Origin of the sequence: Streptomyces sp. NPDC047081 (assembly GCF_040643775.1) — a bacterium.
Taxonomy (GTDB): domain Bacteria; phylum Actinomycetota; class Actinomycetes; order Streptomycetales; family Streptomycetaceae; genus Streptomyces.
Window position 1 is genome coordinate 197166 of record NZ_JBEYUY010000003.1, and the last position, 22314, is coordinate 219479.

General features: G+C 70.3%; 18 protein-coding genes. 9 read left to right on the forward strand and 9 right to left on the reverse strand.

The genetic code is table 11. The features are described from left to right. Nucleotides 1-54 precede the first annotated feature (54 nt). Nucleotides 55-399 carry a YbaB/EbfC family nucleoid-associated protein gene (locus ABZ848_RS06620; protein WP_360827159.1) on the reverse strand — a complete coding sequence of 115 codons (345 nt, stop codon included), beginning with the start codon at nt 397-399 and terminating at the stop codon, nt 55-57. Nucleotides 400-645: 246 nt separating this feature from the next. Between ABZ848_RS06620 and ABZ848_RS06625 the strand changes: the two genes are divergently transcribed. Both ABZ848_RS06625 and ABZ848_RS06630 read left to right on the forward strand, forming a co-directional pair. Beyond that, the gene (locus ABZ848_RS06625) at nt 646-1401 is read left to right on the forward strand and encodes an SLATT domain-containing protein (RefSeq protein ID WP_360826319.1); all 756 of its coding nucleotides are present in this window, start codon (nt 646-648) and stop codon (nt 1399-1401) included. Between the two features lie 173 nt (nt 1402-1574). Then, on the forward strand, nt 1575-2708 hold the full coding sequence (locus ABZ848_RS06630; RefSeq protein ID WP_360827162.1) for a histidine kinase: 1134 nt from the start codon (nt 1575-1577) through the stop codon (nt 2706-2708). On the opposite strand, the gene ABZ848_RS06635 is transcribed toward ABZ848_RS06630, so the two are convergent. The 5 genes from ABZ848_RS06635 to ABZ848_RS06655 all read right to left on the reverse strand — a co-directional run bounded on the left by ABZ848_RS06635 (nt 2656) and on the right by ABZ848_RS06655 (nt 9087). Next, nucleotides 2656-4053 carry a M20/M25/M40 family metallo-hydrolase gene (locus ABZ848_RS06635; protein WP_360826322.1) on the reverse strand — a complete coding sequence of 466 codons (1398 nt, stop codon included), beginning with the start codon at nt 4051-4053 and terminating at the stop codon, nt 2656-2658. The genes ABZ848_RS06630 and ABZ848_RS06635 overlap by 53 nt on opposite strands. Nucleotides 4054-4129: 76 nt before the next feature. Further along, the gene (locus ABZ848_RS06640; protein ID WP_360826325.1) at nt 4130-5674 is read right to left on the reverse strand and encodes a substrate-binding domain-containing protein; all 1545 of its coding nucleotides are present in this window, start codon (nt 5672-5674) and stop codon (nt 4130-4132) included. 91 nt (nt 5675-5765) lie between these two features. After that, the gene (locus ABZ848_RS06645) at nt 5766-7904 is read right to left on the reverse strand and encodes a serine/threonine-protein kinase (protein WP_360826328.1); all 2139 of its coding nucleotides are present in this window, start codon (nt 7902-7904) and stop codon (nt 5766-5768) included. An 86-nt stretch (nt 7905-7990) separates the two neighbouring features. Continuing rightward, nucleotides 7991-8479 carry a MarR family transcriptional regulator gene (locus ABZ848_RS06650; RefSeq protein ID WP_360826331.1) on the reverse strand — a complete coding sequence of 163 codons (489 nt, stop codon included), beginning with the start codon at nt 8477-8479 and terminating at the stop codon, nt 7991-7993. After that, complete coding sequence (locus ABZ848_RS06655) at nt 8476-9087, reverse strand: DJ-1/PfpI family protein (RefSeq protein ID WP_360826334.1); 612 nt, start codon at nt 9085-9087, stop codon at nt 8476-8478. The genes ABZ848_RS06650 and ABZ848_RS06655 overlap by 4 nt, the downstream gene beginning before the upstream one ends. Nucleotides 9088-9268: 181 nt before the next feature. Here ABZ848_RS06655 and ABZ848_RS06660 point away from each other — a divergent pair, with 181 nt between their 5' ends. From ABZ848_RS06660 to ABZ848_RS06675, 4 genes are all read left to right on the forward strand, one after another. Next, nucleotides 9269-10624 (forward strand): aspartate aminotransferase family protein, encoded by a 1356-nt coding sequence (locus ABZ848_RS06660; protein ID WP_360826336.1) that lies wholly within the window; start codon nt 9269-9271, stop codon nt 10622-10624. Nucleotides 10625-10762: 138 nt separating this feature from the next. Further along, nucleotides 10763-11464, forward strand: coding sequence for a GntR family transcriptional regulator (locus ABZ848_RS06665; RefSeq protein WP_360826339.1), 702 nt, complete (start codon nt 10763-10765; stop codon nt 11462-11464). After that, nucleotides 11461-13995, forward strand: a complete 2535-nt coding sequence (locus tag ABZ848_RS06670; RefSeq protein ID WP_360826342.1) for a dolichyl-phosphate beta-glucosyltransferase — start codon at nt 11461-11463, stop codon at nt 13993-13995. Before ABZ848_RS06665 ends, ABZ848_RS06670 begins: the two co-directional genes overlap by 4 nt. Before the next feature lie 93 nt (nt 13996-14088). Then, the gene (locus tag ABZ848_RS06675; RefSeq protein ID WP_242777389.1) at nt 14089-14739 is read left to right on the forward strand and encodes a hypothetical protein; all 651 of its coding nucleotides are present in this window, start codon (nt 14089-14091) and stop codon (nt 14737-14739) included. Between the two features lie 9 nt (nt 14740-14748). Here the strand turns inward: ABZ848_RS06675 and ABZ848_RS06680 are convergent, their stop codons facing one another. Beyond that, nucleotides 14749-15039 (reverse strand): hypothetical protein, encoded by a 291-nt coding sequence (locus ABZ848_RS06680; RefSeq protein WP_360826345.1) that lies wholly within the window; start codon nt 15037-15039, stop codon nt 14749-14751. 155 nt (nt 15040-15194) lie between these two features. Between ABZ848_RS06680 and ABZ848_RS06685 the strand changes: the two genes are divergently transcribed. The 3 genes from ABZ848_RS06685 to ABZ848_RS06695 all read left to right on the forward strand — a co-directional run bounded on the left by ABZ848_RS06685 (nt 15195) and on the right by ABZ848_RS06695 (nt 18850). Then, nucleotides 15195-16049 carry an NAD(P)H-binding protein gene (locus ABZ848_RS06685; protein WP_360826348.1) on the forward strand — a complete coding sequence of 285 codons (855 nt, stop codon included), beginning with the start codon at nt 15195-15197 and terminating at the stop codon, nt 16047-16049. 162 nt (nt 16050-16211) lie between these two features. Next, nucleotides 16212-17510, forward strand: coding sequence for a DUF3500 domain-containing protein (locus ABZ848_RS06690; RefSeq protein WP_360826351.1), 1299 nt, complete (start codon nt 16212-16214; stop codon nt 17508-17510). Next, nucleotides 17507-18850: a HupE/UreJ family protein gene (locus ABZ848_RS06695; RefSeq protein ID WP_360826353.1), complete on the forward strand. Its 1344-nt coding sequence runs from the start codon at nt 17507-17509 to the stop codon at nt 18848-18850. The genes ABZ848_RS06690 and ABZ848_RS06695 overlap by 4 nt, the downstream gene beginning before the upstream one ends. Here ABZ848_RS06695 and ABZ848_RS06700 read toward each other — a convergent pair. Together ABZ848_RS06700 and ABZ848_RS06705 are read right to left on the reverse strand one after the other, a co-directional pair. Further along, nucleotides 18847-20667 (reverse strand): 5'-nucleotidase C-terminal domain-containing protein, encoded by a 1821-nt coding sequence (locus ABZ848_RS06700; RefSeq protein ID WP_360826356.1) that lies wholly within the window; start codon nt 20665-20667, stop codon nt 18847-18849. The genes ABZ848_RS06695 and ABZ848_RS06700 overlap by 4 nt on opposite strands. A 149-nt stretch (nt 20668-20816) precedes the next feature. Then, nucleotides 20817-22100, reverse strand: a complete 1284-nt coding sequence (locus ABZ848_RS06705) for an adenylosuccinate synthase (protein ID WP_360826359.1) — start codon at nt 22098-22100, stop codon at nt 20817-20819. Between the last annotated feature and the right edge of the window lie 214 nt (nt 22101-22314).

The window sequence follows — 22314 nt, forward strand, 5'->3', positions numbered from 1 at the left end:
GGACTGCCCTTTCTGGAGGCTTGCAGTACGTACGGTAGTTGGCCCCGGGGCCTCTTAGAAAGGCAGGCCGGGGATGCCGCTGCCGCCGCCCAGGCCCTGGGCCAGCGGGCCGAGCTTCTGCTGCTGGAGGTTCTGGGCGTTCTCGTTGGCCGCCTGGACCGCCGCGACGATCAGGTCGGCGAGGGTCTCGGTGTCGTCGGGGTCGACCGCCTTCGGGTCGATCTTCAGGGCCCGCAGCTCTCCGGAACCGGTCACGGTCGCCTTCACCAGGCCGCCGCCGGCCTGCCCGTCGACCTCGGTCCGTGCCAGTTCCTCCTGCGCCTTCTGCAAGTCCTGCTGCATCTTCTGGGCCTGCTGGAGCAGCTGCTGCATATTGGGCTGGCCACCACCGGGAATCACGATCAGCTCCTGGTTTCGTCGTCTCGTGCTCATCCGTTGTGCACGAGCCTACGTGCTCCGCGCAGCCATCGCCCCGCCACTCTTTCGAGTGAGATAGCCGTGACTCCCATACCTGATCAAGCCCCTCTTGCGGGCGGAAAAGAGGCGAAAGGCACCCCCGCGCCACCCATTGGGCGGTAGGAAGGGGTCCGCGTCGGCATGCGATGTCACGCAACGTGAGCGGCCGTGATCAGTAGGGAGTGCCGGGTGGGTCAGCCGGAGATGCAGCCCGAGGGTCCGCCTCAGGACGGGCGGGGCGACGGTGCGGCCGGGCCGCGGCCGGGCGATCTGCTCGGGCGTACGTTTCCGCTCGGGGACTGGGGCGAGCCGGCCCAGCGGCTGCACGAGCTGTACCGCTGGGTGGAGAGCGGGGCGCTGGAGACGGCGGCCTGGTATCTCGCGGACCGGGTGTGGAAGCGGCGGGGCGCGCGGGCGCTGCGCGGCGGCGCGGCGGCGGGGGCGGCGGTCGGCGCCGCGCTGCCGCTGCTCGATCTGACCGGGGCGGTCGGCGGGGTCGCCGCGTGGGGGTATCTGGCGCTGCTGCTCGCGGTCGCGTGCGTGGCCGTGGACCGGTTCTTCGGGGTCACGTCCGGGTGGATAAGGGATGTGGCCACGGCGCAGGCGGTGCAGCGGCGGTTGCAGGTGCTGCAGTTCGACTGGGCGTCCGAGAGCGTGCGGGAGGTTTTGGGACCGACGGAAGGGACGGCCGGGGAGGCTGCCGAGCGGTGTCTCGGGGTGTTGCGGCGGTTCTCCGAGGACGTGACCGAGTTGGTGCGTACGGAGACTGCGGACTGGATGGTCGAGTTCCGGACCGGGTCCGCGCCGATGGGGATTCAGTCGGGGGCGGCCGGGAATGGGCGGCAGCAGGAGGGTGGGGGCGGGCAGGGGAGGTTTCCGTTGCCGCCGGGCACGAACAATGCGCGGCCGAACATGCCTCGGCAGCGGCCGCCGGAGCCGCGGTAGGTCGTCGGGCGGGTGCGGGTGCGTTGTGGCTGGTCGCGCCCCGCGGCGGAGCCGCAAATTGATACTGTCCCGCGCCCCTAAGGGGGCGCGACAATGCCGGCGTGGGGGAAAGAGGGCTGGGGAGTTTTCGGCGGTACACCTGGTGGGCTGTGCCGGGCACCGTCGTCTGCGTGATGGTGGTGGTTTACGGCGGCTGGGTCCTCGACGGTGATGTGCCGCTGTGGGCTCGGGTGCCCGTCGTGCCCGCCGTCTGTTTGCAGGCCGTCGCGAGTGTCGTGCTGTTGGGTGGGGGGCTCGCTGAGCGGCAAAGGCGGCCCTCGGCCGTCTGGCTCTCGCTCGCCGTCGTCTCCTCCCTCGTCCTCGCCGTCTTTCCGCTGGTCCGGCACAACTACGGGCTGTGGGCCGTCGGGCCTGCCGTGACCGTCGCCATCGGCGCCACCTGCCTCTCGCCCCGACCCCGCAACACGCTCATCGTCGGCGCTGTGTTCCTCGCGCTCGTGCCCGGTGGGGCCGTCAGCCTCGGGACCGGGGACGGCGAGACCGCGTACGCCGTGTTCTTCCCCGCCGGGCTCGTCGCGTTCACCGTGTGGACCGTGCTCGGGCCCCTGTGGGCCTGGCGGATCGCGGGGCGGCTGGATCGGGCACGGCTGCTGGAGGCGGAGATCGCCGTCAAGGACGAGCGGTTGCGGTTCGCCTCCGATCTGCACGACATCCAGGGGCACCATCTTCAAGTCATCGCCATGAAAGCCGAGTTGGCGTCCCGGCGGACCGAGACCGACCCGGCGGGTGCCGCCGCGGAGATGCAGGAGATACGGCAGCTGTGCTCGGACGCGCTGCGGGACACCCGGGCTGTCGTGCGGGGAATCCGCCGTACGAGTCTGGACGAGGAGTTGGCGAACTCCGCCCGGGTCCTGGCCGCGGCCGGCATCGACGTCCGTACGCACCTCGAACCGGGCCTGAGAGAAGTCGAGTTGAGCGAGTCGGCGCGCACCCTGCTGGGCCTGGTCGTGCGCGAGGCCACCACCAACGTCCTGCGGCACAGCCACGCCGGCGCCGTCGAGGTCGACCATCGCGTCAGCGACGGGCGTCTCCGGCTGCGGATCACCAACGACGGTGCCGACAGTCCCCTCGGCCCCTCCGACGGCACCGGCCTGAACGGGCTCGCGGACCGGTTCCGGGCCGCCGAAGGGGAGTTGACCTGGGCGCGGGTGCCCGGCGGTCGCTTCGAGGTGATCGCGGTGCTGCCGACCGGAACTACGACTGCGGGTCCGGGAACGCCACCGGGCTCCGCAGGCCCGCCCGGTTGACCGCCCGTACGCCGAAGAAGACGTTGTCCTTGGAAAGGTCCACCTCGTACGTCGTCACGTCGCCGGCCGGGATCACGTGCGTCCACTCCGGTGCCGTCGTCTCGCGCCACACGATCTCGTAGCCCGCGAGGTCGGGTTCGCTTCCCCGAGTCCACACCAGGGTCGTGGAGTTGGTGAGCGCGGCGGTCAGGATCTTCGCGCCCTTGGGGGTGCCGGGTGCTTGCGCGAGCGTCCACAGCGCGGCCCCGTTGACCTTCGCGACACGCGTCACGAAGCCGAAGTCGCAGAACTCCGGCAGGTCGCCGTACTGCTTGCCGTCCTCGACGCGGACGTTCTGGTGCTGGTGGGCGAAGTCCTCGGCCGGTTCGGTGAAGCGGGCGGCCGGGTAGGCGCGTTCGAGGAAGGGGATGTGGTCGCCGCCGCGGAGGTAGCGGTCACGGCGGTAGATCACGCGGACGCTCATGCCGGTCGCGTCGTTGTCGGCAACATCCCTTACAAAGCGGGCCAGTTGGCGAGTCGCGGAGTCGTTCTCACCGCCCACCGACTTGCGGATCGCCGCCTGCGCCGCGGTCTCGGACGAGGGCACGCCCTCCGCGAACAGACGGATGGTGTACGGGTCCTCCGTACCGTCGTCCGCTGTCGGGCTGCCGACGATGTCGTTCGTGAACATGCCCTGGACGTCCGTGCCGGCCGCCTTCAACTGCTGGGCCAGGTACGTCGATCCGTACAGCCCCTGCTCCTCCCCCGCCACCGCCGCGAACACGATCGTCGCGGCCGGCCGGCGCTTCGCCATCACCCGGGCCAGCTCCAGTACGACGGCCACCCCGGACGCGTCGTCGTCCGCGCCCGGTGCGTCGGACGTGGCGTCCATGACGTCGGTGACCCGGGAGTCGTAGTGCCCGGAGACGACGTACACGCGCTCGGGTGTGACCGAACCGCGCAGGGTCGCCACGACGTTGGTGATCCTCGTGGCGGTGGGGATGCGGGAGGCCGGTTCCTGGACGTACGACTGGAGTTCGACCGTCATACGGCCGCCGGAGTCGGCGGCGTAGGAGCGGAGTTCGGTGAGAAGCCAGTCGCGGGCGGCGCCGATGCCGCGGGCCGGGTCGTCCTGGGCGGAGAGGGTGTGGCGGGTGCCGAAGGAGACCAGTTTGCGGACCGTCGACTCGATGCGGGCGGGGTCCAACTCCCGTAGCAGGGCGCGGAGTTCGCGGGACGGGTGCTGAGCGGTGGCCGGTGGGTGGCTGCTGCCCTGCGGGGCGGCCGCTGCCGCCTCCGTACCTCCCGTCGCCAGTGCGGCCGCGCCCGCCGCTGCCGTCAGGACCGTTCTCCTGGTGGGACGCATGAGTCCTCCCGTGGCTGCCGATGCCCAGGCTCCCTCACATCGTCATGCACACGCCACGGAGGAACAAGAGGACCCGTCAGTCCCCCGCGCACAGCCCCGAGGCCGCCATCGCCGAGCACGGCAGGTGGCCGTGGTTGCGGATGACGTTCTCGCTGGTGGTCTCGTCGACGTAGGAGAGGAAGGACGCGGCGAGGGAGCTGTCCTGCGGGGCGCCGTAGGTGTAGGCGTACTCGACGGCCCGGTACGGGTACTCGCTCCTGCCGTACTCGAGGTCCTCGACGGAGGGTGCGTCGCCGTCGAGGGAGACCGGGCGTACGCCCTTCTTGTCGTGGGCGAGGGTGAACTCGCTGTAGCCGATGGCGCCGGGCAGTTCGGCCACCGTGTCCAACACGCCCTCGGTGGAGTCGAGTTCGCAGCGCGTGACGGGCGCGGACGCGTCGTCCTTGTGGACGCAGTCCAGCGAGGTGCTCGGTACGCGCTCCCAGGTGCCGAGGACCTCGCGCTGGAAGGTCTGCCGGGTCCCGGAGTCGGCGTTGCGGCTGACCAGGACCACGGGGATGTCCGGCAGGGCGGGGTCGATCTGCTTCCAGCGGGTCACCTCGCCCCGGTAGACGCGGCGCACCTGGTCGAGCGTGAGCCCCTTCGCGGGCAGCTGGATGCCGTCGTTGACGACCAGGGTGAAGACGGAGAGGGCGATGCGCCGGCCGACCAGCTTTCCGGCGCCGCCGATCGCGGGGCCGTCGGAGAAGGCGATCATGTTGCGGGTGCTGCGCTTCGACTCGGTGCCCAGCGCGGAGAGTTCGTTGACCCCGGCCGCGCTGCCGCGCGGGTCCACGTTGATGTCCGCGCCGCGGCACTTGCGCTCGTACCCCTCCGCCAGCTCCTTCACGACCGGCTTGAACGCCGTCGAGCCGGTGATCTCCAGCGTGCCGCTCTCGCAGCCGATCCAGGCCGGGTTGTCACCGGCCACGATGATGCCGGCGAGGGTCAGGACGCTGACCGTCAGCATGATCGTGATGAGCCGGGCGGCACGGCTGAACAGCGGCGGCTTCTCGTCCGGTGTCGCGCTGCGGTTGGGGTGCACCTCGCCCTCGCGGATGCCGCCGATCAGCCGTATCGGACTGCCGACATCGCCGCCGGACAGCAGGACCAGCAGCTTGAAGTGGTCGCCGTGGTTGAGCGGGACGCGCGGGATGCGCAGGGTGTTGCCGTCGTAGCCGAAGCCCCGGGACGGGGTGAAGTGGTCCATCAGGTGGTCGGTGTCGGAGGGCTGGGTGACCGAGACGCCGCGGATGGTGCGGTCGGTGAACAGCACGGTCAGGCCGTGGACTTCGGGGCTGGTGTAGTCGTCGCGGTCGATGCCCTGGGAGCCGTCGTTCTCGATGCGGAGCAGGACCAGGGTGGCGTCGGACATCTCCGGGGCCTCGTCGAACAGGCCGAGTCGTACGTTGGCTCTGCCCATCCGGACGTCGTCGCCTATCGGGTTGTCCATCTGGACGCGGTAGCCGATCCGTTTGCGGCGCGGCACCCGGCGCTCGTACCAGACCATGATTCCGGACGCGACGATGCCGAGCACCGCCGTGCCGACGGCGACGATGTTCTCAGGGCTCAGAAACTCCATGTGGGTGCCCCCGCAACTCCCCGGAGCGGAACGAGGGGGTCACCGTACGGCTGTGCGAGGCCAGCAGCCTTATGGGCGGGGGTACTTGGGGTTACTGTCGGGTGTACTCCAGCTTCTCGCCGTTGCTGGTGTTCACCCGCTGGAGGCTGCCGTCGGGCAGCAGGCTGATCTCGGTGGGGTCGCCCGGTTTGCAGTACCCCGCGTCGCCGGAGGTGACGGTGGACGGGCCGATCTCCAACGGGCCGTCGGCACCCGGGTCCTGGGTCAGGTCGGCCTGGAAGACACAGTGGTAACTGCCGCTGCTGGTGGGCCCGTCGGCGACCATCGACAGCACGGTGTCGCCCACCTTGCCCTGCTGGATGGTGAGTTGACGGGTGTTCTCGCCGTCCTTGTTGGTGATGGTGGCGGTCCAGGTGCCGAGGTAGCCGGTGGGGACGGCGCCGTCGGTGGGGGTGGAGGCGGAGGGGGAGGCGCTGGTCGGGGACGGCTGTTGGCTCGCCGGTCCGGTGCTCTGGGGTGCGCCGGCCGTCGGGGTGGGGCTGCCGCCGTTCTTGGCGTCGGAGTCGCCGTCGCTGCCGCCGTTCATGAGCGCGTACACCGAGCCGCCGGCGCCGAGGGCGACGACCAGGGCGATGAGGACGAGGACGGCGGTGGAACGGCCGCTTCTGGACGGGGGTTCCTGCGGGGTGAGCGGGGGCCGGCCGAAGGGTGGGGTGGGGCCGGGGTAGGTGGGGCCGTAGGGCGGGGTGGAGCCGAGGGCACCGTACTGGCCGGGCTGTTGCGGGTAGCCGTAGGCGGCGCCGGGCTGTGGCGGGTTTCCGTAGGCGCCGGGTGGCTGGGGACTTCCGTACGCCCCGGGTTGCTGGGGAGCGCCCGGCTGTTGGGGGTAGCCGTAGGCGGGTTGCTGCTGTTGGGGGTGCTGCTGCGGGTAGCCGTAGGCGGGGTGGGTGGGGGGAGGGGTCTGCGCGTGGGTGGGCGGGGAGGCCTGGGGGTGGCCGGAGGGGGGTGTCTGATCGTGCGAGGGCGGGTGCGTCGACGTCTGCGGAGCTACGGCGCCGGGGCCTCCGGGGGTTCCCGCAACTCCGGGGGCACCCTCAACTCCGCCAGCTCCAGCTCCCCCAGCTCCGTGTGCCCCCGCAATTCCGCCAGCCCCCGCGGCCCCCGCAGCCATCGTCGGCAAATGGTTCAGCGGTGCTCCGCTGCCCGGCTGTCCCGGCGGAGGCGGACCCGCGGGTGAACTCGCCGCGACCCCGTGCTCGGGCGAAGCCTCGTCCTCCGTCGGCTTCCCCAGGGGCACCTCGCCGGTCCGCTCCGGGTTCTCCGTGTCCAGCAACTGCACCGCATGCCGACCGAGTTGGGCGACCAGTGCGCTCGGCAGCCACGGGTCGCGGGAGCGGCCGCCCAGGACCGTGTCCTCGGCGCCGGTCCGTTCCAGTACCTGGTCCAGCGTCGGCCGGGCCGCCGGGTCCTTCTTCAGGCAGTCCCGTACGAGGTCGGCGATGCCCTCCGGTACCCCCTCCAGGTCGGGTTCCTCCTGGGCGATCCGGAACATCAGCGCGTGCACACCGCTGTTGGCGGTACCGAACGGAAGCGCGCCGGTGGCGGCGTACGCAAGTACCGAGGCCAGGCAGAAGACGTCGCACGCGGGCGTGATCCGGTCCCCGCGCACCTGCTCGGGCGCCATGAACCCCGGCGACCCGACGAGTGCTCCGGTCCGCGTGAGCCCGCCGTCCGTCACGGTCTCCAGCGCCCGCGCGATCCCGAAGTCGATGACCCGCGGCCCGTCGATCGTCACCAGCACATTGGACGGCTTCAGATCCCGGTGGATGATCCCGGCCGCGTGAATGTCCTTGAGCGCGTGCGCGAGCCCGGCCGCGAGGATGCGCACGGATCGCTCGGGCAGCGCCCCGTGGTCGTGCCCGACGACCTGCTGCAGGGTCGGCCCGGCGACGTACCCGGTGGCGACCCACGGCACGTCGGCCTCGGTGTCGGCGTCGAGGACGGGGGCCGTCCAGTGCCCGCCGACCTGCCGCGCGGCCTGCACCTCGTGCCGGAACCGGGCCCGGAACTCCTCCTGCGCGGCCAGCTCCTGCCGGACCAGCTTCACGGCGACGGTACGGCCGCGCTCCGACCGGGCGAGATACACGTACCCCATGCCGCCGGCCCCGAGCCGCGCCAGCAGCCGGTACGCGCCGATCCGCTGCGGATCGCCGGCCCCGAGCTTCTCCATGGCAGGCCCCCCGAAATCCCCCGATACGCCCCTGTGCAACAGCCCAACGATAGTGCGGGCGCAGGGGGAGGAGAGGAGACCGGTGTCTACGGTTCCGTAACAGGGCGGGGTTCGGGGAGGGGTTCGGCGTCGGGCGGTCCGACCTGATCCAGCACCTTCGACAGCCGTTCGAGGTGCTGTACGGCGACGGCGAGCTCGTCCTCCCCGAAGGCTTCGGCGAGGCGGTCGGCGAAGGAGGCGTGGCCGGGGTGGATGCGCCGCACGGCGGCCCGGCCCTCGTCCGTCGGCGCGAGGAGCTTGGCGCGGCGGTGGGCGGGGTTGTCCCGGTACTCGGCGAGCCCGCGCGCGACGAGCAGGTCGGCGATCCGCTGCACGCTCTGCCGGGTGATCCCCATGACCCGCGCGATCCCGGACACGGACAACGGCTCCCCGAGAACCGCGCCGAGCACCTGCCACCACGCCGCGGTGAGCCCGGCGGGCTTGGCCAACTCCTCGGCGACGGCGAGGAATTGACCGTTGAGCCGGAAAACCCCGAGCGCGCTGCGGCTGAGCAGCTCCTGCCGCTGCCGGCTCACTGCGACGAGCCGCTCTGCTGCAGCACGGCGTACGCCTCCGCGTCGGAGTCATGGAACACCCGGTACCAGGCATCGAGCACGTCCCCCTCGTACACCCCGAGCAACCGGAACACCTCCCGGGCGAAGGCAACGGGCTCGGTGGGCCCGGCGGTGACCAGCCCCTTGTCCGTCACGGCATCGGCGTCGACGTACAGCTCGCCGCCCTTGTACCCGGTCGCGGCGAGATAGAAGGAAACGGCGCTGGTGTGCCTCCGCTCATCGAGCAGCCCTTCCCGCGCGAGCCCGGCGGTGGCCCCACAGATGGCGGCGACAGGCGTCCCGGCATCGAGAAACTCCCGCGCCTTGCGCGCGAAGGGCGCGAGGTCGTCGCCGCTGTCCCAGAGGTCGGCGCCCGGGAGGATCAGCAGCGAGCTGCCCTCGGGCGAGACCTCACCGAGCACCAGCTCGGGCCGAACCCGCAGCCCACCGATGGACCGAACCTCCCCGAGCCCCGCCCCCACGGCCCGGACCTCATACCCGGCCCGCGCGAGATACGCGGTCGCATACCCGGTCTCCCAGTCGGCGAGGGTGTCGTAGACGGCGAGGTGCACTGGCTTGCGGCTGCTCATGACTCCTCCTCGGGTCGAGACCCTATTGACAGCAGCCTGTCATTTCGACAGCTTGCTGTCAATGAGCGATGAGCGCCCACTCCCACGCGACTACCCACGCGACAACCTGTCGCGGAAACCCCCCGACCGCAGACATGACGCCGATATCGCTTCCGTATCGCGGACATTTACGCTCACCCGCATGACCCCTCAGCCAAACCCCGAGGTCGGCGCCGCCGTCAAGGCCGCGGACCGTGCTCATGTGTTCCACTCCTGGTCCGCGCAGGAGCTCATCGACCCGCTCGCCGTCGCCGGTGCGGAGGGGTCGTACTTCTGGGACTACGACGGGAAGCGGTACCTCGACTTCACCAGCGGGCTCGTCTACACCAACATCGGTTACCAGCACCCGAAGGTCGTCGCCGCGATACAGGAGCAGGCCGCAACCCTCTCCACCTTCGCCCCCGCCTTCGCCGTCGAGTCCCGCTCGGAGGCCGCCCGGCTGATCGCCGAGCGGACGCCCGGTGATCTGGACAAGATCTTCTTCACCAACGGTGGCGCCGATGCCGTGGAGCACGCGGTGCGCATGGCCCGGCTGCACACCGGGCGGGCCAAGGTGCTGTCCGCCTACCGGTCCTACCACGGCGGTACCCAGCAGGCCATCAACATCACCGGCGACCCCCGCCGCTGGGCCTCCGACTCCGCCGCCGCCGGTGTCGTGCACTTCTGGGCGCCCTTCCTCTACCGCTCCCGGTTCTACGCCGAGACCGAGGAGCAGGAGTGCGCCCGCGCGCTGGAGCACCTGGAGACGACCATCGCCTTCGAGGGACCCGGCACCGTCGCCGCGATCATCCTCGAGACCATCCCCGGCACCGCCGGCATCATGGTGCCGCCGCCCGGCTACCTCGCCGGCGTCCGTGAGATCTGCGACAAGTACGGGATCGTCTTCATCCTCGACGAGGTCATGGCCGGCTTCGGGCGTACCGGCGAGTGGTTCGCCGCCGATCTCTTCGGCGTCACCCCGGACCTCATCACCTTCGCAAAGGGCGTCAACAGCGGCTACGTCCCGCTCGGCGGCGTCGCCATCTCCGGCGCCATCGCCGAGACCTTCGGCAAGCGGCCCTACCCCGGCGGCCTCACCTACTCCGGGCACCCCCTCGCCTGCGCCGCCGCCGTCGCGACCATCAACGTCATGGCGGAGGAAGGCGTCGTCGAGAACGCCAAGAGCCTCGGTACGAGCGTCGTCGGGCCCGCGCTGCGCGAGCTCGCCGAACGGCACCCCAGCGTCGGTGACGTCCGTGGCGTCGGCATGTTCTGGGCGCTGGACCTCGTGAAGAACCGCGAGACCCGCGAGCCCCTCGTCCCGTACAACGCCGCCGGTGAGGCGAACGCGCCCATGGCCGCCTTCGGCGCCGCCGCCAGGAAGCACGGCATCTGGCCCTTCATCAACATGAACCGCACCCATGTCGTACCGCCGTGCAACGCGACCGAGGCCGAGCTGAAGGAGGGCCTCGCCGCCCTGGACTCGGCTCTCTCCGTCGCCGACGAGTACGTGGAGTAACCGGTTGCCGCCGCTCAGGTGCCGCACCGGCCCCCCACAGCTACGTGGATAAACGCGCGGAACCCGAACGCGTAAGGTGGCGTGCTCGTAGGTAAGGACGTGCACGCCACCCGACCGCTTCGAGGAGAGCCCCCGACGATGCCCGGCAGCAGTGGCAACGGCTCCGTCACCCGCAGCACCCTGCGGCAGCAGATCGCCGACGCGCTTCGCGACGAGGTGCTGGCGGGACGGCTGCAGCCGGGGCAGGAGTTCACGGTCAAGGAGATCGCCGAGCAGTACGGCGTCTCCGCCACTCCGGTGCGCGAGGCGCTGGTCGACCTGTCCGCGCAGGGCCTGCTGGACGCCGACCAGCACCGGGGCTTCCACGTCCACGAGTACTCCGTCGCCGACTACCGCGGCATCGTCGAGGCCCGCAGCCTGGTCACCGACGGGATGTTCCAGGCCCTGGAGGACGACGACGGCCGCTTCCCGCCGCACGACGAGCCCCGTGCGGTCGCCGCCCTCGCCGGAGTGCGGCGGCGCGGCGAGGAGGCGCAGCGTGCCTCGCTGGCCGGCGACCTCACCGTGCTGATCGGCTACGACCTGCGCTTCTGGCACGAGCTCGGCGCCCTCTTCGGCAACCCCTACCTGGCCGACTTCCTGCACCGGCTGCGCGTGCAGTCCTGGGTCTGCGCGGTGCAGCACCTGCGCCGGCTCACCGATCTGCGCGGCGCCCTGTGGTCCGCCCACACCGAACTGGTCGACGCCCTGTCGCGCCGCGACACCACGACGGCACGGTCGATCATCGCCGGTTACAACGCCCACTCGCTGGCCCTCATCGAGCGCCTGGCGGACGAATGAGCACCCTCGACGACGCGCCCCTGCCAGGCGCGGCGCCCGACAGCGCCGGACCACTCGACCTGTCGGTCGTGATCCCCGCCTACAACGAGGAACACCGCCTCGGCCCGACCCTGGACGCCATCACCACGTACCTCGAAGAAAGCGACGACCGCTTCGGCGAGTGGGAGATCATCGTCACCGACGACGGCTCCACCGACGGCACAGGCGCCCTGGTCACCGCCCGCGAGGACCCCCGCATCCGCCTCATATCGGCCAACCGCAACCGCGGCAAGGGCCACGCCCTACGCCTGGGCGTAGCCGCCACCCGGGGCCACCGCATACTCATAACCGACGCCGACCTGGCGACTCCGATAGAGGAACTGGACACCCTCGACAAGGCACTGAGCGAGGGTACGGCAGCGCCCCTAAGGGGCGCGGGGAACTGCGCGCCCAGCCCCCACGAACCCGCACCCGACGAACAACCCATCTCGGCAATCGCCTCCCGCACAATCCCCGGCGCAACCATCGGCAACCGCCAACACCGAATACGCGAACTCCTAAGCCGCGCAGGCAACTTACTCATCCGCCGCATCGCAGTCCCCGGCATCCACGACACCCAGTGCGGCTTCAAACTCTTCGACGGCGACCACGCCCGCGAGGCCTTCGCCGCCTCCCGCCTCAACGGCTGGGGCATAGACGTAGAGGTCCTGCGCCACTTCCACCGCGCAGGCCTGCGCATCGCCGAGGTCCCCGTCCACTGGTCCCACCAGCCCGGCTCCAAGGTCCGCAACCTCGACTACGTCCGCGTCCTCGCCGAACTCACCCGGCTCCGCGTCCGCTCCCTGCGCCCCGCCGACCTCTTCGCCACGCTCCTCTTCCTGCTGATGGCGATGGCCCTGTACTCGGGCCGCCTCTTCGACCCGGCCCACCGCTACCTCCCCGACTCCCTCCAGGACCAGAACCAGTGGGAGTGGTTCTTCGACGTCACCGCCCACAACCTGGTCCACCTCCACAACCCCCTCTTCTCCGACCTCCAGGGCTTCCCCGACGGCGTGAACCTCATGGCCAACACGGTCATGCTCGGCCTGTCCGTCCCCTTCGCCCCGCTCACGCTGCTCGCCGGCCCGGCGGTCTCGCTCAGCATCGCCATGACGCTCGGCATGGCCGTCACCGGCCTCGCCTGGTACTGGCTGATCGTGAAGCGCGTCGTCGCCCAGCGCATCGCGGCCTTCGTCGGCGCCGCCCTGGCCACCTTCGCGCCGCCGATGGTCAGCCACGCCAACGCGCACCCCAACTTCGTGGTCCTGTTCATGATCCCGCTGATCATCGACCGCGCCCTGCGCCTGTGCGAGGGCGAGCGCGTCGTCCGCAACGGGATCGTGCTGGGCCTGATGGCCGCGTACCAGGTCTTCCTCGGCGAGGAGCCGCTGCTGCTCGCGATGCTCGGGATGGTGCTGTTCGCGAGCGCCTACGGTGTCGTACGACGAGATGCGGCGAAGGCGGCCTGGCGGCCCCTCCTCGCGGGCCTCGCGATCGCCGCCGCCGTCTGTCTGCCCCTCGTCGCCGGCGCGCTGGCCTGGCAGTTCGCCGGGCCGCAGAGCTACAAGAGCGTGCTGCACGGCGACAACGCGGGCAACAGCCCCCTCGCGCTGCTCTCCTTCGCCGAGCGCTCCCTGATCGCCGGGAACGAGATCCGGGCCGACTCGCTGTCCCTCAACCCCACCGAGCAGAACGCCTTCTACGGCTGGCCGCTGGTCCTCGTCGCCTTCGCGATCGTCGTACGGCTGTGGGAGGACCGCCTGGTCAAGGCGCTGGCGTTCACCGCGGTGGGCGCGGCGGTGCTGTCGCTCGGGCCGAAGATCCGTGTCCCGATGACCGATGACGTCTACCCGGGGCCCTGGGCGCTGCTCGCCAAGCTGCCGCTCTTCGAGTCGGTCATCGAGGGCCGGGTCGCGATGGTCTGCGCGCCCGCGCTGGGCATGCTGCTCGCCCTCGCGCTGCAACGGCTGATGGCGATGAAGACACGGCTGGGCACGCAGTACGTCGGTCTGCTCGGCCTATGTCTCGCGCTGATCCCGCTGATCCCGGCCCCGCTCAGGACGGTCGAGCGGCCCGCGACACCCGCCTTCTTCACCGACGGGACCTGGAAGTCGTACGTCCGCGAAGGCGAATCGCTCGTCACCGTCCCGCTGCCCGATCCCGGCAACGCGGAGGCCCTGCACTGGCAGCAGCAGGCCGGCCTCGGCTTCAAGCTGCCCGGCGGCTACTTCAACGGTCCGTACGGGCCCGACCGCATCGGCATCTACGGCGCCTCGCCCCGCTACACGTCCAACATGCTGCGTGACGTCCGCTACACCGGTCTGGTCCCCACGATCGGCAAGAACTGGCGGGCGCAGGCGAAGCGGGACTTCGCCTTCTGGAAGGCGGGCGCGCTGGTCGTGGCGCCGCAGTCGCACGACGACGCGCTGCGCAAGGCCGTGACCGAACTGGTGGGCCGTGACGGGAAGTGGGTGGACGGCGTGTGGGTATGGGACCTGCACAAGGGCAGCTGACCGGACCGATCGGGGTCGAGCCCGGGCCGTACCGACTACCCTTCACATTCCCTGACCGACTTGCTGTGTACGTCCCCGTACGAGGAGCCCTCTTTGGCCTGTGACCTGTGGCTGGTACCGCTCGTCGACGTGTTGTGCCACACCCCCGACAATCCGTTCGCCGAGGAACTCGCGCAGTACAACAACGTGCTCACCGCCGCCGGTCTGCCGCCGGTGCCGGTCTACCAGTACATGCCGGGCCTGTCCGGCGAGGTCGCCCCGGTGGCCGGCTTCGACTACGACGCGCTGCACTTCCTGCGCCGGGTCTACCTCCTCCAGGTGTGCGGGCTGCCGGTGACGCCGATCGGCGAACTGGGTGGCGACTACGAGCAGTTGCTGGAGATGTTCGAGACGACGGCCCAGCAGTCCCACCTGGTCTGGCACTACGACCACGCGGGCGCGTACGTCCCGGTGGACTTCCCGCAGCCCCTCTCCAACGAGGAACTCCTGGCGGGCGGCGGGCCGCTGGGCTCCGCGCAGGCTCTGCTCCGTGAGCTCGAGTACGTGGCGCCCTCGATCGGCATCGACCCGGCCAACCCGCCGGCCGCGCCGCAGCCGCCCGTGTCGCCCACCGAGTTGGAGGAACCGGCCGTTCCGGCGCCGTACGACCCCAGCCCCTTCGCCCGGGAGCGCCATGTCTGGCTGGGTCTGCACGCTGCCGCGACGCGGAGTCTGGCGCAGGGGTCGATGATCGTCTTCAGCTGAGCGCGGGTGTCACCGCAGCTGCGAGAGGCCCTTCTGCAGGTCCTCGGGGTTCATGACCGGCGTCATGTCGATCTCGGCGTCCAGGTCCATGAAGAAGGGCTCGCCGATCGGGGGCATCTGGGAGCTGTCCTTGAGGTCGAAGACCAGGTAGGCGGTGCGGACACCGTGGTCGAGGGTGAAGTAGGCGGCCTCGGGCTTGATGTTCTCCAGGGCCTCCTGCATCAGCTGGGGCATCTTGCCGGACCGTATGACCTCGTTGGCCTTCTCCGTGTTCAGCGAAGCCTTCAGCAGCACGCGCATGGCACTCACCTTCCTCCGTAGACCGATACGCGGCATCTACATCGTATGCCTGACATATCCCGTACTCCCCCCGGAGGACGGCGGAAGTCTCCCCTCGCACGACGACCCGTGAGACCCCCGGGCGCACGCTGGAACCCACTCGAAGGGAGACGGCGATGACGATCCTGGTGACCGGCGCGACGGGACACGTGGGCGGCGAACTGGTCCGGCGACTGGTGGCGGCCGGGCATCCGGTACGGGCCATGACGCGGCGCCCGTCCGAGGCGCGGCTGCCCGAGGGCGCCGAGGCGGTGTACGGCGACGCGGACGACCCGGCGAGCCTGGACGCGGCCTTCGCCGGGGCCGAGGGTGCCTTCCTGATGTCGGCCCAGGGGGTGGGCACGGCTCCCGGCCCGACGCACGACATCGCCCTCGCGGACGCGGCGGCGCGGGCGGGGGTACGGCGGGTCGCCAAGCTCTCGGTCCTCGACGGCGGCACCGGCGCCGACGTGATCGCCCGCTGGCACGCGGCGGCGGAGGCGGCCGTGACGAACCGCGACTGGTCCTGGACGCTGCTGCGCCCCGGCCGCTTCATGTCCAACGCCCTTCAGTGGGCAGGGCAGTTGAGCGCGGGCGACGAGGTGCGGATCCCCTTCGCGGACCGCCCCGCGGCGAGCATCGACCCGGCCGACCTGGCGGAGATCGCGGCCCTGGCCCTGACCACCGACGACCACGCGGGCGCGACCCACGAACTCAGCGGCCCCCAGTCCCTCACCCCGGTCGAGGAACTCGCCGTCCTCGCCGGCGTGCTCCACCGCGACCTGCGGGCCGTCCCGCTCCCCCCGGGGGCCGCCCGGGCGGGCATGGAGCGGTACGGGTTCCCGGCCGAGGTCGTCGACGCGATCATGCAGCGCACGCTCGGGAGCGACCGGGGCGCCGAGGTGCTCCCGACGGCGGAGAAGCTGCTCGGACGGCCGCCGCGGACGTTCGCGCAGTGGGCCCGAATGCACGCGCACGCCTTCCTTAAATGAGCCATAGCAATCACCTGTCAATTCCATAAGCGAATTCGCCAAACATAAGTCCTCGCCGCGCATTGAGCTGTCAACAAAAACGTTGGTAATGTCCTCATCAATCGCGCAGACAGGGCTCAAGTGCCTTCAGTGCGCCCGGAATTCGCCCATAGGGAGCGATTCGTGAGTAAAGAGAGAACCCGCCAGGTCCGATCCAGGCGGACCCGGCGGACCATAGCCGGAGCCGCCACGGCCCTGGTGCTCGTCGGTGGTGGATTCGCCGTAGCAAATGCTTCTACGAGCACGGGCGGGACGCACAAGGCGGCCGGCGCCCAGCGTCCGGTCGACAAGAACGCCAAGGGCGTCGCGGCCGTGGTCAGCGCCGCCAACGCGTTCCTGAACACCCTCGACTCCGACCAGCAGTCCTCGACGCTGGTCGACTTCTCCCAGGCCAACGCGACCGCCTGGTCGAACCTCCCGTGCGCCGGGACCTGCCGCCCCGGCATCGAGTTCGGCTCGCTCACCGACGACCAACTGGCCGCCGCCGAGCACGTGTTGAAGATCGCCCTGGGCTCCGGCAAGGACACCGGCTACGAGCACGTCCTGCAGACCCTCAAGGCCGACGACGTCCTCGCCTCGGCGGAGAGCACCAGCTCCGCGTCGGCCGCTCCGACGGACGCGCCCTCCGCATCCGCCTCGGCTTCCGACTCCGCCTCGGCGGACCCGAGCGCGACCGCAACCGCCACCTCCACCGACACCGCCACCCCGACCGACGCCCCGACGGGCGCCCCGCCCTCGGGCGGCACCGGCGGCGGGGGCGGCTTCTCGTACGGCAGCGGCTACTACTACCTGGCCTTCCTCGGCACCCCGTCGAAGACCGGCACCTGGCAGCTGCACTTCGGCGGCCACCACCTCGCCGTGAACATCACCTACAAGGACGGCAAGGTCGAGGGCGCGAGCCCGTTCTTCACCGGCGTCGAGCCGACCAGCTGGACCGCGGACGACGGTACGACGTACTCCCCGCTGGCGAAGTTCCGCGACGGCCTGCTGAAGCTGACCGGCAGCCTGAGCACCGAGCAGCTGGCCGAGGCCAAGCTGTCCGAGTCCTTCGGCGACGTGCTGCTCGGCCCGGGCAAGGACGGCGACTTCCCGGAGACCAAGGAGGGCATCAAGGTCAGCGAGCTCTCCCCGAAGCAGAAGAAGCTGGTCCTGGCGGCCATCCACCCGTGGGTCGCCGACGTGGACGACGCCACCGCGGCGCAGCTCATGAAGACGTACGCCAAGGAGCTCGACGAGACCTACGTCTCGTACTCCGGCAGCACGGACCTGACCACCCAGGGCGACTACGTCCGGATCGACGGCCCCAGCGTCTGGATCGAGTTCGTCTGCCAGAACGGCGTGGTCTTCCAGGACCAGGTCCACTACCACACCGTGTACCGGGACCACACCCGCGACTACGGCAACGAGTTCTCCTTCTCATGACCGGACCGCGAAACTGGCTGACCACAGCGCTGCTACGCCTGGTGGCCGGGATCGCGATCGTGGTACCGGCGGCGCTCCTGCTCGGGGCGTCGCCGGCCGCCGCGCATCCGATGCCGCACTCGGTGGTGCAGCTGGACGTGTACCGCACCTCGGTCGCCGCGCGCCTGGAACTGCCGGTCGACGAGTTCGCGCGCGCCAGCGGCATCGACCTCACCGACACCACCACGGCCCAGCTCCCCGCGAAAGCCAGGGCCGTTCGCGCCTATCTGCTGAAGCACATCCACCCGACCACCACCGGCGGCAAGGCCTGGCAGGTCGAGATCGGCGCGCTGAGCCTGAGCCGCACCCAGCAGACCTCCACCGGCCCGTACCGCGAGCTGGTCGCGAAGGCGGTGCTCACCCCGCCGGCCGGGGCCGACGTACGCCGCTTCACCTTCGACTACGACGTGATCGTGCACCAAGTCGTCACGCACGTCGCTTTGGTGACGGTACGTCAGGACTGGGCGGCCGGCCGCGTCGACGGCAAGGGCACCACGCAGGTCGGCACGATCGCCCTCGACACCCGGCACATGACCGTCCCCGCCCTGAAGGTGGACCTCGGCGCCGGCAGCGCCTGGCACGGCTTCGTCGCCATGGTGAAGCTGGGCGGCAACCACATCCTCACCGGCACCGACCACCTCCTCTTCCTGCTGATCCTGCTGCTGCCGGCGCCCCTGGCGGCCACCGCGGGCCGCTGGAACGGCCTGGTCGGCCCCCGCTCCGCCCTGGCCCGCATCGGCCGTATCACCCTCGCCTTCACGGCCGGCCACTCCATCGCCCTGGCCGCCACCGCGCTGGGCCGGCTGGACATCCCCGCGTGGCCGGTGGAGGCGTTCATCGCGGCGAGCATCCTCGTGGGTGCCGTGCACGCGATCCGCCCGCTCTTCCCGGGCCGGGAGGCGATCGTGGCCGGGGTCTTCGGCCTGGGTCACGGGATGGCGTTCTCATTCGTACTGGCCGAAATGCACCTGTCCACGGGCCAGTTGGTGACCAGCCTCCTCGGCTTCAACCTGGGCATCGAACTGGTCCAGCTCCTGCTGGTCTGCCTCGCCCTGCCCACGCTGCTGGTCCTGGCCCGCCTGAGTGTGCAGCCCTGGCTCCGCCTGACCGGCGCCCTGCTCACGGCGACGGCGGCGACCGGCTGGCTGGCCGCCCGGCTGGGCCTGCCCAACCCCGTCGCCACGGCGGCCGACAGCGCGGGCTCACACACGACCCTGATGCTGGCCGCGCTGACGCTGACCGCACTGGCGGCGACGGCCTGGACCCTGGCCGGCCGCCGCCGCCTCGTGCCCACCGGCTAGAACACCGGCGTGCCGTCCTGCGTCAGCTTCCAGTTGGTCGCCGCGAAGGTCGTCGGGTCGATCGTGCCCTTGGCCGTCGCGTAGGCGATCATCAGGTCGCGGACCTGGTTGGTGGAGCTGTACGCCGTGTCGGCGGCGGCGATGTGCGGGTAGCCGCTGCCGCCGTTGGCACGGTAGTTGTTGACGGCGACGACGAAGACCTGGTCGTCGGCGACGGCGGCGCCGTTGTAGGTGAGGTTCTTGATGCGCGAACCCTCCGCCGCCGCGATGTCGATCTCGTACGAGACGCCCGCCGCCGTGTCGTACATGTAGTCCCAGAAGCTGTTGGCGTTGGTCAGCGTGGCGGTGTCCACGGCCGTCCCCGCCGGCACCTGGTGGTAGTACTTCGCCGCGTACTCCAGGTAGTCCTTGAGCTGGGCGCCCGTGAGCTTCTTGCCGTACAGCGTGTTCTCGTAGATGTAGAGCCCGGCGACGTCGCGGATGGTGACGTCGCCCTTCGGGATGTCGGCGGTGCGGCTGAAGCAGGCGGCGACGGAGATCAGCGGGAGCGCCGCGTCCGCCGTGGACAGGCCGGACTTCACCGCCTCCATCTGCACCTCGTGGATGAAGTCGATGGCGGGTACGTCCTTCCAGCAGGCCTCCGCCGTCGACATGTCCTCGGTACACGTGCCGATCGCCGTGTTGACGTACTTGACCACCAACTCGTGGTCCGCGGTGAGGAGTTCGGTGATGCGCGCGTCCTCGGCGACCGTGTTGCTGTTGAGCGTGGTCGCGGTCTTGCTCGTCACCTTCCAGCAGCCGTGGTGCAGTTCGAGCTCGAAGTCGAAGACGGAGAGGCGGTAGCCGTAGCAGTACGGCTCGGAGAGGAGGACGTCCTCGCCGGTCTCCTCGTTCTTCACCGTGTAGGTGGGGACGTCGACGTGGGTGTGGCCGACGAGGATCGCGTCGATGCCCGGCACCTGCTCGGCGACCAGGTTCGACGCGTTCTCCACGTACGGGAGTTCGTCGCCCCACGAGGTCGAGCCGTCCAGGCCGGAGTGGTCGGTGAGGAAGACGACGTCACAGCCCAGCGCGCGCAGCCGGGGGACGTACTTCTTCGCCTGCTCCACCAGCCCGGTGAAGGTCATCTTGCCGGAGACGTTGTCCTTGTCCCACAGCGCGATGCCCGGGTTGGTGAGCCCGAGGATGCCGACCTTGATGTCCGGCGCCCCGGGGACCCGGATGCGCTTGACGGTGTACGGCTGGAAGGCGGGCCGCAGGGTCTTCGCGTCCAGCGCGTTCGCGCCGAGCAGCGGGAAGCGGCACTGCTCCTCGAACTTGCGCAGCACCTCGATGCCGTAGTTGAACTCGTGGTTGCCGAGCGCGGCGGCGTCGTACCGCATCTCGTTCATGGCGATCGCCATGGGGTGCTTGGGGCCGCGCTTGCCGTCCTTGCCGGTGATCGGGTCGACGTTCGCGTAGTAGTACGCCAGCGAGGTGCCCTGGATGATGTCGCCCGCGTCGACGAGCAGCACCCGCTCCTCGCCCTTCTGCTCGCGCAGCTGCTTGACGAGGGTGGCGATGCGGGCGATGCCGTAGGTGTTGCCCTTGCTGTCCGAGTACGCCTTGTTGCTGTAGTAGTCCCAGTTGAAGACGTGGCTGTGCAGGTCGGTGGTGCCCAGGATGGAGAACGACCAGGTCTTGGGGGTCTTTTCGGGCTTGCCGAGGTCGGCGGCCTGGGCGGTTCCGGTGCCGACCGCTCCCGCGGCGGCGACGGCGGCACCGGTGACGGCCGACTTCTTCACGAACTGCCGACGGTTCATGGGACTGACGGGCATGCGAGGCTCCTGGAACGGAAGAGGGAGGAGAGTTACGGGGCTACCCGCGTAGATAGTTGCGTCCCTCTATTACATGCGGAACCAGGAACAAGCCATGGGCCGGTCAAGGATGTCCATGACCGGCCCAACAGCTGCGGGATATAAGGGACTTAGAGGAAAGAGTTGACCTCGATCGTCTCGTCCCGGCCCGGGCCGACGCCGATCGCGGAGATCGGGGCGCCGGACATCTCCTCCAGGGCCTTGACGTAGTTCTGGGCGTTCTTCGGGAGGTCGGCGAAGGTCTTCGCCTGCGTGATGTCCTCGCTCCAGCCCGGCAGGTACTCGTAGACGGGCTTCGCGTGGTGGAAGTCGGTCTGCGAGTACGGCAGCTCCTCCACCCTGCGGCCGTCGATCTCGTACGCGACGCAGACCGGGATCTCCTCCCAGCCCGTCAGGACGTCGAGCTTGGTGAGGAAGAAGTCGGTCAGGCCGTTCACGCGGGTGGCGTACCGGGCGATCACCGCGTCGAACCAGCCGCAGCGGCGGTCCCGGCCGGTGGTCACGCCCCGCTCGCCGCCGATGCGGCGCAGCGCCTCGCCGTCCTCGTCGAACAGCTCGGTCGGGAAGGGGCCCGAGCCGACGCGGGTCGTGTACGCCTTGAGGATGCCGATGACCCGGCTGATCTTCGTCGGGCCCACGCCGGAACCGGTGCAGGCGCCGCCCGCGGTCGGGTTCGACGAGGTGACGAAGGGGTACGTGCCGTGGTCGATGTCCAGCAGCGTGCCCTGGCCGCCCTCGAAGAGGACGACCTTGTCCTGCTCCAGCGCCTGGTTGAGGACGAGGACCGTGTCGGCGACGTACGGCTTGAGGCGGTCGGCGTAGCCGAGCAGTTCCTCGACGACCTTCTCCACCTCGATGGCGCGGCGGTTGAAGACCTTGGTGAGGAGCTGGTTCTTGCCGTCCAGCGCCGCCTCGACCTTCTGGGTCAGGATCGACTCGTCGTAGAGGTCCTGGATCCGGATGCCGACCCGGTTGATCTTGTCGGCGTACGTCGGACCGATCCCGCGGCCCGTCGTCCCGATCTTCCGCTTCCCGAGGAAGCGTTCCGTCACCTTGTCCACCGTCACGTTGTACGGCGTGATGATGTGAGCGTTACCGCTGATCAGGAGCTTGGACGTGTCGACGCCACGCTCGTTCAGCCCGTTCAGCTCGGAGAACAGGACCGACGGGTCGACGACGACACCGTTGCCGATGACCGGGGTGCACCCCGGGGAGAGGATTCCGGAAGGGAGCAGGTGCAGCGCGTACTTCTGGTCGCCGACGACGACCGTGTGGCCGGCGTTGTTGCCGCCCTGATAGCGCACTACATAGTCGACCGACCCGCCTAGCAGGTCCGTCGCCTTTCCCTTGCCTTCGTCACCCCACTGAGCACCGAGCAGCACAAGTGCGGGCACGCGCGTACACCCCTTCCGGGCGGGGCATGTCCAAGGTCAGGGGCGTACGCGGCACGGCCCTGTGCCTCGTACACCGGCGACCTGCTTCGGCCACCGACGGCCGTCGTCGGCCGTGAACCCGTCGGACCCGGATGCCCCGGAATAGACGAAGCCCCTGGCGCAATAGCGCAAGGGGCTCTTGCACAAAGATGCTACCCGAGGAAGCGAGGCAGGA